The following is a 12813-nucleotide window of genomic DNA, read 5'->3' as shown; positions in this document are numbered from 1 at the left end:
TTATATAAATTAATCAATATCTTATTGTGAATTTTATCTAAAGAGGGGTTCGCTTTTTTTAGAAGCGAACTCCGACAAGGCTTACATATCAATTTCATCAAACGGCTTAGGCTTACTGAAGTAAAACCCTTGCACCACTTTGCAATCACAATCTTGTAAGTACTGGGCTTGTTCAGCCGTCTCCACCCCTTCTGCCACCAACTCTTTACCCAAGCTTTTCGCCATTGAAATAATCGCCTGCACAATCAGGCGATGGTCGTTGTTATCTGCAATGCCTTGAACGAATGACTGATCGATTTTGATTTCACTCACGGGGAATTTGCTCAGGTAACTGAGTGCTGAATAGCCGGTGCCGAAGTCATCCAGAGAGATTCTAAAGCCCATGCTATCCAGGATTTTCAGGGTTTTTCTGATGTAGGCGCTGTCGTTTAGCAGCAGGCTTTCGGTGATTTCCAGCGTGATCCATGCCGGGTTGCAATGGGTTTTCTTTAACAGGTGCTTGATGGAGTTGAGCAGGTTGTTGTGGATAAACTGGCGGCTGGATAAGTTGATGGCAACGGTGATAGGCTCTTCGCGGCCGGTATTCCACCTGACGGCATCTTTAAAGGCGGTTTGCATGATCCACTCGCCTATCTCGATGATGAAGCCTGAATCTTCGGCGATGCCGATAAAGCGGTTGGGCGGGATCATTTCGCTGTGATTGCGGTGCCACCTTAATAGGGCTTCTACGCCGACAATCTTGTTAGTTTCTAAATTCACCTGCGGCTGGTAGTGCAGCAGGAATTCATCGTTTTGCAGGGCGGTGCGTAATGAGCGCTCGATGTCTATGCGTTCTATCGTGGTTTGCGATAGATCAGACGAATAAAACTGGTAGTTGTTTCTGCCGTGCTTTTTGGCCTTGTACATGGCGATATCGGAGAACTTCACAATATCGCTGACCACGTTGCTGTGCTCGGGGCACACGACGATGCCTATGCTGGCGGATATAAACAGTTCTGTGCCGCGGATCAGGATAGGCTGCTTGATGGATTCAAGTATCTTTTTCGCGACCATGCCTGCATTTTTCGGGTCTTTCACTTGAGAAAGTAAAATCGCAAACTCGTCGCCGCCCAGCCGGGCAACGGTGTCAGTCGGGCGCACGGCGCGCTCGATGCGCCTGGCCATCTCGTATAACAGCAAATCACCTTCGGCGTGGCCGAGTAAATCATTCACCGCCTTGAAGCCATCCAGGTCCAGCATTAGAAATGCAAATGAAGCTTCTGGCGGTGATTGATTCAGGCATTGATTCAATACTTCGAGCAAGGCAATGCGGTTGGGCAGTTTGGTGATGGAATCAAAATACGCCAGGTGGTGGATGCGGTCGAGGTTTTCATATGACTGCGTCATGTCCTGCCCGATGGCGATGACGGCTTTCACTTCCTGGTTGGCATTGAATTCAGGTGTTAACACCGTATCCATGATTTTATGTTTGCCATTACTGGTGATCAGCCTGAAGGCAACATGCTGGTCTTCACCGCTTTGAAACACTTCGCGGATACTTTGCTCAAAGGCGGTGGCGAAGTCGCCACCGGGATATTGCGAGGGGGTTTTACCGATCAGGCTGGCGCAATCCACTTCATAAAATGCGGAGTTGGCGTTATTGAGAAAGATGCGCTGGCAGTCGCTGTTGTATTTGGCGATGCAATTGGATGAGTTTTCTACAATGGATTTGTATTCGTGCTCTTTCTGGATGTTCTCGGTGACATCCCTGGCGTAACCAAGAGAACCGACCACTTTACCATCGACCACCACCGCAGATTTGTACGACTCTATCCAGTAATACTCACCTTCGGAATTTTTGATCGGCACCGTCACTGCACTCGGTGCGGTGCTGCGCATGGCCCATTGATCACCATCGACATATTCCTGTGCCAGCTCAGGCGGGAAAAAATCAAAATCCGTCTTGCCGATCAAATCAGCGCTTGAGGCTACGCCCACCATGTTGGCATAGGCAGTGTTCGCCACCAGGATGCGGCTGTTCTCATCCTTGAGCCAGACCATGAAAGGGAAGTTATCGATCAATGTCTGGATGTATTGATCGCTCTCAATATGCTGATGTTGAATATTTTTCATGACATGACCGAATATTCCAATATTGATCTATCTGTATCTTCCCACCATTAAAATTAAATTGCTTGTAATATATGTTTTCGGACATATTTAAATTTTCTTAAATATCAATATGTTGGAAATGCATCAACAGCTGATTTGCGAAGTGATTCAGCTAGCAGTAAAAGCGGCTTTTAAGCCCAGCACCCCTTTTTCCAGCTCCACCGTAGTCAGGCTGCCAAACCCCAGGCGGATCGCATGCACGCTTTGCTGCGATTCTGAAAACAGGGTGCCGGGCAAAATCCGGACTTTGTGTTTTAACGCCTGCTCGGCTACTTTCTCTACATCAAAACCTTCTTTCAGGCGTAACCAGATCGCCAGCCCGCCATCGGGGGCATCAAAGGTGACGTATTCCTTGAGTTCTTTTTTGATCAGTGCAATCAGCAGGGTTCGGCGTTCGTTATAGATCTTGAATGTGCGGCGGATATGGCGCTTGATCTCGCCGGAATTCATCAGCTCGGCGACTGCCAGCTCGGTAATGGAATTGCCTTGCCGGTCTATCAGCATCACTTCTTTGGCACAACGGTCTATCAGGCCGGGCGTAGCCACCAGGTAACCAACACGCAGACCGGGAGCGAGCACTTTGGAGAGGGAGCCGACATAGATGACGCGGCCACCGTGGTTGGTGCTGGCGAGTGGAAACACCGGGTGGTGCGAGAAGTGGAATTCGTGGTCGTAATCGTCCTCAACAATCGTGAAGTCGTATTGCTCGGCCAGCATCAGCAGCTTCAGGCGGCGTTCAGCCGTCATGATCACGGTGGTGGGAAACTGGTGGTGCGGAGTAACATAAATGGCCCGGATAGGATGCTGCTTGCACAGTTTTTCCAGCGCGACGACATCAATGCCGTGCTTGTCTTGCCCTACGGTAAGGATATTGGCACCGCAGGACCTGAAGGCTTCTTTCGCCGCCGGGTAGCTCAACTGTTCTACCACTACATAATCATTCGGCCTGGTTAACACACGCGCCGCCAGGAAAATACCCATCTGGCTGCCGCGCGCGATACAGATCTGGTCGATTGCTACGCTCAGGCCTCTTTCCATATTCAGCATGGTGGCAATCGATTGCCGCAATGCCAGCGTGCCGCGCGGGTCGCCGTAACCCAGATTTTTGCTGGACCCGATCAAGGCATGTCGGAAGGCGCGGGACAGGATATTGAACGGGATCAGCCGTGAATCGGGGATGCCATCATTAAAGTCGATGACACCAGCTTCCGGGGACTGATAATTCAACAGCGGATGCGTTGGCCCTTCGACCACATTGGCGGGCTGTTTGCTGGTTTTGGCGGTTTGCGGCTGTGCGTTGAAGTTGGGCAGGTTGGCGGAAACGAATGAGCCCCTGCGTTGTTCAGATATCAGCCAGCCCTGGGCGATCAGTTCATCATAGGCCAGGATCACTGTTTTGCGGTTGACCTGCAGTTTCTCTGCCAGCTCGCGGGTGCCTGGCATGGCGGTGGAGGGCGCCAGGCGGCCACGCTGGATTTCTTCCATGATCTGCTGCGCGATTTGCAGATAGACCGGCAAGCCCGAAGTGTCGGTAATGGTTAATTTAAGACTCCACGAACGTAGCATTTTTCACGCCTCCCTCGACCCCTGAACATCTCAACAGCGGGAAAAAATCCCTAGCTATTGCTAAAAATCTGGACTATGTAACCTTCACTATATCGCATATTTAACTGGACCAGCAATGTTCTCAAAACTGGAGGATTGTGGACTAGTTACATTCTGTTACATTTTTGAAACATTCTATTAAAGGAAACATTCATGTCAGCTCCTCTGGATATTCAATTGGCAGATTGGCGTAACCATGCACTGAACCTGGAAAAGCAGGTAAATCAGGTGATTGTCGGTCAGAGCAAAGCCATTCGTTTGATGAACATTGCGATTTTTGCCCGTGGCCATGTGTTGCTGGATGGCGGCGTCGGCGTGGGTAAAACTACCTTGCTGCAATCCATTGCGCGCGGTATCGGTGGCGCTTACGAGCGGATCGAAGGCACGGTGGACCTGATGCCGAATGACCTGATTTACCATACCTTCCTCGGCCCGGACGGACGTCCGCAGATTGACGAAGGCCCGTTGTTGCGCGCGGGTGAAGACTTGTCTGTGTTTTTCTTTAACGAGATTAACCGTGCACGGCCACAGGTGCATGCCCTGATGCTGCGGGTGATGGCCGAGCGCCATATCAGCGCGTTCAAAAAAGAATATCGCATGCCACATATGATTGTGTTTGCCGACCGTAACCAGGTGGAAAAGAACGAGACGTTTGAAATCCCTTCTGCGGCGCGTGACCGTTTCATGATGGAGATCCCGATTGAGATTCCCGCTGACCGCGAGCTGAAAAAATCACTGGTGTTCAATACCAAGTTCCAGCATGCCGAAAAACTGACGCAACAGGTGGAGAGCGATATCCTCAAATTCGACCAGTTGAATGCGTTTTCAGACCGCTTGCAAGACCACATTCAATCCAGCGATGTGCTGGAGGAGTACACCATGGATTTGTGGGATGCGACGGTGAACCCGGAAAAATTTGGCGTGACCATGGACAGTGTCGATATCTCGCGGTTGATCCAGGCCGGGGCCAGCCCGCGCGGCATGGGTATGCTGATGAAAGCGGCGCGTGTGAATGCCTGGCTGAATGGCCGCGACAGTTTGTATCCGGAAGATATTCATGCCGTGTTCCACGAAGTCATCTCGCACCGGCTGGTGTTCAATCCCGCGTATGAAAACCGCAGGACGGCGCTGGCGCGTGAGTTGACCAATAACATCATCCGCACGATTGCGGTACCTAGCCTGAGCTTCAGCAAAGCTGCCTAAGCAGGCATTGAAAGAAAACCCACATGCTACGTTCATTCAAAAAAGCCGATAAGAAAGCGCCGGCGCTGGTCGATGAAGCTGGCTATGCGCAGCCGTTTGAGTATGTGATCGGCTGGAAGTCGGACAGCATACAGCTGGGGGATCATCCGGGCACGCAGCGCGGCATCGGTTCAGATTACCGCGGTACGGTGAACCTGGTGGATTACCCGGATGCGCGGCGTATGGATTTGCGCCAGACCATACGCGACCCGTTTGAGCAGGTGAAGGTGCGGCAATTTAACCAGGACAGCACCACGCCGATTTATGCGGTGTGCGATTTATCCAGTTCCATGCAGTTTCGCGGGCACAAGCGCAAGCTGGATACTGCAATGGAAGTCGCGACGGCGGTGGCGAATTCGGCTTATCACGCCGGCGATTTGTTCGGGTTTATCGGTTATAACCAGCAGGTGCTTGAAGACTACACCTTGCCGTTAAGCCGCAACCTGCACCAGAGCAAAGCCACTATCGCCATGTTGCATGACTACCAGCATCTGCGCATAGGGGTGGAAGGTGTGGCGGATATGCCTAATTTTTTAGGCCAGACGCGGGCGCTGGTGTTCTGGATATCAGACTTCCATATGCCGCTCAGTGTGATTGAAAAGAGCTTGTCAGCGATGTCGGCGCACAAGGTGATCCCGGTTGTGTTGTGGGACGATGAGGAATACAAAAAGCTGCCCAAGTTTGGCTTTGGCACCATGATAGACCTAGAAACCGGGCGCAACCGCACACTGTTTTTCCGCAGCGAGGTAAAAGCCAAATTCGTGGATGCGTTCAATGCGCGCAGGCTGGCGCTGGAAGCCTTGTTTTTGCGCTTTGACAGCCCGGCGCTGTTCATGCACGGCGATTACCGGGCGGAACTGATGACGCATTATTTTGAGCAGGCCCTGTAAAGCAAACCAAGCAAAGCCCAGCAAAGTAAAGCAAGCCACTTTGACACGATTAAATAAGCGAATTAGACAATGATGCTAAATCAGATTTCAAACATGACCAAGGCCACGACTAAGCTTAAGCAAAAGCCGCTGCAACTGATTCTAGTTGCCAGCTTGTTATTCACAGCTCATATCGTGCTGGCTGAACAGACGACGCCGACAGAAAAACCGGTAACGCAACCGACGGTAACAGTCAAAAATCCGCCATCGACCAACGGTGTGCATATTGGTGATGTGCTGCGCAGGACGGTGGTAGTGGAGGCGCCAACAGCGATGACACTGGCCGAAAATGCCTTGCCTAAAAAAGGCAGCAAGCATGACGGCATTGAGTTGGTCGGGGTGGCGTTACAAAGCCAGCCGCAATCCGGCCACACTCAATACACCCTGCAACTCAGTTACCAGGTATTTGCAGTTAGCAATTACCCCAGCGTAATGCACTTGCCTGCGTATAAACTCACATTCACGGGCGCGGCGGCCAGCACAGTAGAAGTACCTGCCTGGGGATTCTGGTTCTCACCATTGGTGACTGGTGGCACCGCCACGGCCAGGAAAAATCTGTTGCCTGAGTTTAAAACACCGTTGATTGATAGCCGTGCAGATCGGCAACGGTTGGGCCTGTTCTTAACCTTGCTGGTTGCCAGCCTGGCGGCGCTGCTTTATATCAATGCCGATGGTCACTGGTTACCGTTTATGGGCGGCGCGTTTGCCCGCGCACATCGCCAACTCAAACACCTGGCAAAGTCATCCAGACCGAAAACGGCGGTGGAAGAGAAAAAAGCGTTGGTGTATTTGCACCAGGCGTTTAATCAGCATTACGGTGCCAATATCTTTGCGCGGGATATCGAAGAATTCGTGAATGTACGCCCGGGCTTTAAAGGCTTGCAAAGCGAAATCACACAATTTTTTGAAGCGTCCAATCAATCCTTGTATGACGTCAAACCACGTGACAGCCGCCAGGTGATTGCGCAACTGGTGCAGCTCAGCAAGCAGCTGCGTGATTGCGAGCGGGGCGTGGCATGATTATTTTGCATCCGTGGGCATTTGCGCTGCTGCCGATGGCGCTGTTGCCGTTCTGGCTAAAAGGCCACCAAGGCCAGCATTACAGCTGGCTAGATATCATGCCTGAAGACCTGTTTTCTGACCGGCTGAACCTGGCGGTCAAGGTGGTGATGTCTTTGCTGTTGCTGTGTATTGTGATTGCACTGGCCGCGCCCAGAGGTTCTGATGAACAGGTGCAGCGGGTAGGCAAGGGTGCGCAAACGGTGATGGTGATAGACCGTAGCGTCAGTATGGATCACCCGTTTGCCGGTGATTCGTCCGGCCATGTGGCGGAGATCAAATCCGCCACCGCGCGCCGCATTATCACGCAATTTATTGATTCGCGGCCAAACGACATGATGGGCGTGGTCGGCTTCACCAACTCGGCGTTATACGGCATCAAAATCACCACCAACCGCGATGCGATTCATGCCGCGATTGTGGCGGCGACCAGCCCGTCGTTAAACCAGACCAATATCGGCGCCGGGTTGACCGAGGCAGTGGGCCTGTTCGATAACATCCAGAACTCAGGTTCCCGTGCCGTGATTTTGCTGTCGGATGGTGCGGGTAAGCTCAGTCCACGCGTGAAATTTCTGCTCAGCGAGCGCCTGAAGAGCCGCAAGCTGAGTATCTACTGGATCATGCTGCGAGAACCGGGCGAGGCGAGTATTTTCTCGAAAGAGCAATATGACGAAGGGCGCACGCCTAACTCTATTGTGCTGCATAAGTACTTCCAGTCACTGGGGCTGAAATACAAAGCCTACGAAGCGGACAATCCGGAAACCTTGCAGTCGGCGATTAATGACATCGATACACGTGAGAAAAAAGTCATTAAATATACCGAAACCATCGCCGGATTTGATTATTCGAATATTTTTGTGATCAGTGCGCTGGTGCTGGTGTTGTTGATCCTGGGCATTAAAAATTTGAGGGTATATGAATGAAAAACCATATAACGCACACACGTTTAACGCGTAAAAACCAGGTGCTGGGATTGCTCTTTTTCCTTGGCCTGGTCGGCAGTGTATACGAAGGCTTCCAGGTCAGTCAGATCGCCAGGGCCAACCGTACCTTGCAAAGCGGCGAGGTGCTGGATGGTGACCAGTTTGCATTTCACCGGAAATTTGCCGATGCTTACCAGCAAGGGAAAACCGGCAATTTCAAGCATGCCAGCCAGAATTTTGGCCAATTGCTGGAAGCGCCAAAAAAACAGGATGAGCATGGCTTTGAACCTGACCAGAACCTGAAATCGCAGATTCAATTCAATATCGCTAACCACCTGTTCCGCTCAGGCTTGCAACGCTTGGTAGAAGCCGATGGATCTATCCAGGAACAGGCAAAGTTTGATTACCTGCAGGCGCGCGCTTCTTACGAGCAGGCGCTCAGGCTAAATCCGGCCAACCAGGCAGCCAAATTCAATCTGAGCTTATTGCACGGCGTGATTCCGAGGCATATTAAAACCGTGCCGCAGGATCCTTCCGGCCTGGAAATCAGCAACTTGCCACAGGGTTTGCCATGAAGCGACTGTATAACCGCCTGACACAAAACTACGAAACGGTCTTTTTGCTGGCTGCAGCGGCTTTCCTGGTATTAGCGTTGGTGAAGCCTGAAATCCAGCTCAAGCAGGAAGTGCATAATTATCTGCTGCTGGCCGATATCTCGCAGAGTATGAATGCGGAGGATATGAAGATCGGCGATAAGCCGGCGACACGCTTAGCCTATACCCAGCATCTGATGAAGCAGGTGGTGAAAACCTCACCTTGCGGCACCTATGTCAGCGTCGGTGTATTTGCTGCTGAAAATGTAGCCCTGTTATTTATGCCACTAGAAGTATGCGCTAACTTCGATATCATTACCGATAGCATTAATCACCTGGAATGGCGCATGGCGTGGAGTGGTAACAGCCGTATGACGTTTGGCGTGAAAGCGGCAGAGGCGACGTTCGATTACCTGAATATTCCGGCGCAGATGCTGTTTTTTACCGATGGCGATGAAGCACCGAAAGCCAATGGCATCAACAAGCTGGATATCAGTGATGTACGCATAGGCAAGAATGTGATTTTTGTCGGCGTCGGCGGCACCGAGCCTTCACCGATCAAGCGCTTTAATGCCAATAACAAGTTTATCGGTTACTGGGGTACAGATGCCGCTGCTGAAAGTGCGGGTGGTGGCGTCAATTACAATGACGCCAGTAAAGATGACCCAGACCCACCGGTGGCCTATGCCGAATTTGACCGCTATTTATCCAGCCAGGACGTGGAACATTTGAAGGAGCTGGCGACAGATATCAAAGGCCAGTATGTGGCAGGTGTAGACCAACCGGCGTTTTATGAGTTTGTGCAATCGCAAACACCGGCAGCCAAGTTCGTGACCAGCTATTCCGTGAAATGGCTGTTCCTGATTTTGGCAGCGTTGATGGTCATCGCGACCTATTTGCCCGATTTACTGGCGTATCGCTTGCGTGGACAGCCAGCGGTGTAACAACAGCAAATAAAAACGGCGACCCATTGGTCGCCGTTTTTAATGCCGAAGTTTTTATTCAGTATCAGCACAAATCATCAAGATTGGTAGGTTCGGATATCGTTTTCGCGCCCGGGATACTGCTGGCGCTTTTGGACATTTCGTAAGTCATTTTCCTTAAACGCGTCACCGAACCCAGTGGCCGGTGGGATTTGATGCCATGCCATGGAGAGAACATCATGCCGCTATCCACTACTTTGGAGCGGTAAGGGCTCCAGGCTATTTGCGGTTTGGCGGTAATCCTGGCAATCGGCAGGTAAGGAGAGACCTCTTCTGACCAGATCACAGTAGCATCTTCTATTGGCATTTTGTTGATATCGGTGCAAAGCTGCACCCGCAACTCCCATACCGCAGTGTTGGTGATAAAGAAATCGACGACCGATTTTTTCAGGCTATCAGAGGCAAAACTGATATCCACCGGCTTGTTGGTAAGTGCGAGCAGGGCAGGCGCAACCGGCACCAGTGCCACTTTGGCCATATAGTTGCCATACAGGATGGGGTCCTGGCTGAAATAGGTTTCGCCCAGGATATTGGTTTCCGGTTGACCCTCGCAATTCAGCAAACGTTGTCGGCCGCCACTCAAGGAGTCAATCAATTTGGAGGTGGATTGCAAAATTTGCGCAAGGAAATCCTTAAATTCCGGGCTGTTATCCGTAGTAGCTAATATTTTGAGGTTAGATAGAAAATGCTGCACGCTGGATGACAAAAAGCTGGAACCATTCACAAACAGGAAATTCTGCGTTGTGGCGTCTTCACTACCGCTGAGGCGCTCACCTTCTACCCCGAGAATCTTGATAGCGAGGCTACGGGGCGTGCACAGTTTGTCATTCAGAATATCGCCAGGTACCGTGGAAAAGCGCATGACTAATGGCAGTTTTTTCGGCTGGGCAAACATGCCTTGTGCCAGTTGCTCAGGCAGGTTGTCGTAGATTTCCATTTCGCCATAAATCAGGCCATGGCTACTGGTATGCACACTGCGCGTGGAATAGACAGAATGACGGTCATTCGTTTCCGAAATTTTCCGTAATGTATATTGCAGGTTCCCTCTTCGTTTTGTTTCGCTTTCATCCAGCACTTCATAGGCTGGATGATAGTTGAGAGGTGATATTCCAATATCCGCAGTTTTTTGCATACAAACCCCGCCTTCTCAAACACAAGTTTGTTTTTTGTAAAAACAAACTTGTTTATGTACGTTATTCAAAAACTTTTAGGTCAACTGCGCTACTGATACGTTTTATGATTGCTACCTGTAATACTCAGGCTTTTATCCGGCGATGATCCACCTTATATTGATTAAAATGTATTTTGTTTAGTAAGGCTTATGACGATTTAGTTTCACCTGCATGTTTTCTTTGCTTGTTCACAATCCTGGCAGCCACTTCTTCTTCGCGACCAGGGTAGCGATGCTCTTTTTTAAACTCGGTTTTTAGTTTGTCGTATTCGCGTTCACGCTTTTGGCTGGATCCTCTGGGCATTTGAATACTCCTTCCAAGTGTTAATGGAGAGTGCAAACGGCAGCCGCTATGGCTGCCGTGTTTGTCTTGTTGTGAACATGAATGCGAAATTCATTTCAAACGCGACAATTGCAGCTTACGCTTGAGAATGTAAATTTTTAATAAGGGTTTTTCTCATTGTTTTGTAGGATTATCTTTATGTAATGTGCTCGCATCACAATGCTGTTGAATGATGTCGCATAAACAAAAAGACCCTGTGGAGGGTCTTTTGATTTTTCAGGCAAGATTATTTAGCTTGCAAGGTATTGTAGGCAGTCATCAGGTTGCGGTAATCCGGGATATGGTTGGCGCACAAAGTCCCCAGCCCTTCAATATCACGGCGCCAGTCGCGATGCAGTTCGCAGGCCACCCCAAACCAGGTCATCATTTGCGCGCCGGCGGCTTCCATGCGGCGCCAGGCTGCATCGCGAGTCAGTTCGTTAAAGGTGCCGGAAGCATCACCCACTACAAATACTTCGAATCCTTCTTCAATGGCAGACAGTGCCGGGAAAGCCACGCATACTTCAGTCACCACCCCGGCGATAATCAGCTGCTTCTTGCCGGTGGCCTTGATGGCTTTGACAAAGTCTTCGTTATCCCAGGCATTGATCTGGCCGGGACGGGCGATGTAGGGCGCATCCGGAAACAAGGCTTTCAATTCCGGCATCAGCGGGCCATTCGGGCCGGTTTCAAAACTGGTGGTGAGGATGGTAGGCAAGTTGAAAAACTTGGCCGCATCCGCCAGCGCCAGCACATTGTTCTTGAAACGGTCCGGCTCGATATCGCGTACCAGCGATAACAAGCCGGCCTGGTGGTCAACCAGCAGTACTACTGCATTGTCACGGTCAAGACGTACGTAAGGTTTATTGTTGCTCATGATAAATCCTCTCAAAAATATAGTTTTAGTGTGTGAACTTCAGGTTTAAAAAAGCTTGTTTAAGCAGTCGCAAAGCGGCCCAGGTTGTAATCATTAATGGCCTGGTCTATTTCTTCCCAGGTGTTCATGACAAACGGTCCATGACCTACCACCGGCTCGTTCAATGGTTCGCCATTCAGCAGCAATAAAACGGTGTCCTGCTGTGCTTGCAATACCAGCTCGGTACCTTCGCGCTGCATGACGGCCAGTTCAGAAGGGCGGATGGTATGCACACTGCCGGTTTTCACTGCGCCTTTGAGTACGAAAATGGCAGTGGTATGCCCTTCCGGCAAATTGAATACCGTGCGGGTACCTGCATTCAAACGTACATCCCATACATTCATGGCACTGAAGGTTTTGGCCGGGCCGGTTTGTCCGGCATATTCACCGGCAATCACCCGTACTTTGCCTGCTTCACCAGGTAATGCCACTTCCGGGATATCCGCTTTGGTAATACCCTGGTAGCCTGGCTGCGTCAGTTTGTCTTTGGCAGGCAAATTCACCCATAACTGGATCATTTCAAACGGGCCACCATTTTTCGCGTAGTCATCGCCGTGATATTCCTCGTGAATGATCCCTTTACCAGCGGTCATCCATTGCACTTCACCAGGACCGATGGTGCCACCGGCATTGGTCGAGTCATGGTGTGAAACCTGGCCGTCGTAAACGATAGTCACTGTTTCAAATCCACGGTGCGGGTGTTGCCCTACACCACGACGTTGTTCAGTCGGCTCAAAGCGGGCAGGACCTGCGTAATCCATCAGCAGGAATGGAGACATTTCTTCCGCGATATCACGGTAGGAAAAAATGCTCTGCACCAGAAAGCCATCGCCTACCCAGTGGTTGCCATTACTACGTTTGATAAAAGCCAGTTTTTTCATGATGTGCTCCTTGTGAATTCATGTCATGTTGCGATGGT

At 50.7% G+C, this 12813-nt stretch carries 12 protein-coding genes; 6 read left to right on the top strand and 6 right to left on the bottom strand.

Annotated elements, in window-relative coordinates; translation table 11 throughout:
* Positions 1 to 81: 81 nt before the first annotated feature.
* Both LPA26_RS10205 and LPA26_RS10200 read right to left on the bottom strand, forming a co-directional pair.
* Entirely contained in the window at positions 82 to 2112 is a 2031-nt protein-coding gene (locus tag LPA26_RS10205) for an EAL domain-containing protein (RefSeq protein WP_229008215.1), read from the bottom strand.
* 147 nt (positions 2113 to 2259) lie between these two features.
* Positions 2260 to 3717 carry a PLP-dependent aminotransferase family protein gene (locus LPA26_RS10200; protein ID WP_229008214.1) on the bottom strand — a complete coding sequence of 486 codons (1458 nt, stop codon included), beginning with the start codon at positions 3715 to 3717 and terminating at the stop codon, positions 2260 to 2262.
* Between the two features lie 192 nt (positions 3718 to 3909).
* Between LPA26_RS10200 and LPA26_RS10195 the strand changes: the two genes are divergently transcribed.
* The 6 genes from LPA26_RS10195 (at position 3910) to LPA26_RS10170 (ending at position 9446) form a co-directional block, all read left to right on the top strand.
* On the top strand, positions 3910 to 4959 hold the full coding sequence (locus LPA26_RS10195; protein ID WP_229008212.1) for a MoxR family ATPase: 1050 nt from the start codon (positions 3910 to 3912) through the stop codon (positions 4957 to 4959).
* Between the two features lie 23 nt (positions 4960 to 4982).
* A complete protein-coding gene (locus LPA26_RS10190) occupies positions 4983 to 5888 on the top strand; it encodes a DUF58 domain-containing protein (RefSeq protein ID WP_229008211.1) in 906 nt (301 codons plus the stop codon).
* A gap of 93 nt (positions 5889 to 5981) precedes the next feature.
* A complete protein-coding gene (locus tag LPA26_RS10185) occupies positions 5982 to 6947 on the top strand; it encodes a hypothetical protein (RefSeq protein WP_229008210.1) in 966 nt (321 codons plus the stop codon).
* Complete coding sequence (locus tag LPA26_RS10180; RefSeq protein WP_055868680.1) at positions 6944 to 7909, top strand: VWA domain-containing protein; 966 nt, start codon at positions 6944 to 6946, stop codon at positions 7907 to 7909. Before LPA26_RS10185 ends, LPA26_RS10180 begins: the two co-directional genes overlap by 4 nt.
* Positions 7906 to 8484, top strand: coding sequence for a hypothetical protein (locus tag LPA26_RS10175; protein WP_229008209.1), 579 nt, complete (start codon positions 7906 to 7908; stop codon positions 8482 to 8484). Before LPA26_RS10180 ends, LPA26_RS10175 begins: the two co-directional genes overlap by 4 nt.
* Complete coding sequence (locus LPA26_RS10170; RefSeq protein WP_229008207.1) at positions 8481 to 9446, top strand: vWA domain-containing protein; 966 nt, start codon at positions 8481 to 8483, stop codon at positions 9444 to 9446. The genes LPA26_RS10175 and LPA26_RS10170 overlap by 4 nt, the downstream gene beginning before the upstream one ends.
* A 64-nt stretch (positions 9447 to 9510) precedes the next feature.
* Here LPA26_RS10170 and LPA26_RS10165 read toward each other — a convergent pair whose 3' ends face one another.
* The 4 genes from LPA26_RS10165 to LPA26_RS10150 form a co-directional block, all read right to left on the bottom strand.
* On the bottom strand, positions 9511 to 10617 hold the full coding sequence (locus tag LPA26_RS10165; RefSeq protein ID WP_055830613.1) for a catalase family protein: 1107 nt from the start codon (positions 10615 to 10617) through the stop codon (positions 9511 to 9513).
* Between the two features lie 187 nt (positions 10618 to 10804).
* Positions 10805 to 10960, bottom strand: coding sequence for a hypothetical protein (locus LPA26_RS10160; RefSeq protein ID WP_200934448.1), 156 nt, complete (start codon positions 10958 to 10960; stop codon positions 10805 to 10807).
* Between the two features lie 265 nt (positions 10961 to 11225).
* On the bottom strand, positions 11226 to 11855 hold the full coding sequence (gene ycaC, locus LPA26_RS10155; protein WP_055830611.1) for an isochorismate family cysteine hydrolase YcaC: 630 nt from the start codon (positions 11853 to 11855) through the stop codon (positions 11226 to 11228).
* Between the two features lie 59 nt (positions 11856 to 11914).
* Positions 11915 to 12775, bottom strand: a complete 861-nt coding sequence (locus LPA26_RS10150) for a pirin family protein (RefSeq protein WP_229008206.1) — start codon at positions 12773 to 12775, stop codon at positions 11915 to 11917.
* Between the last annotated feature and the right edge of the window lie 38 nt (positions 12776 to 12813).

Source organism: Methylophilus sp. Leaf408 (assembly GCF_916856905.1).
Classification (GTDB): domain Bacteria; phylum Pseudomonadota; class Gammaproteobacteria; order Burkholderiales; family Methylophilaceae; genus Methylophilus.
The sequence above is the reverse complement of the archived record's forward strand: the minus strand, read 5'-3'. Positions and strand labels throughout refer to the sequence as shown.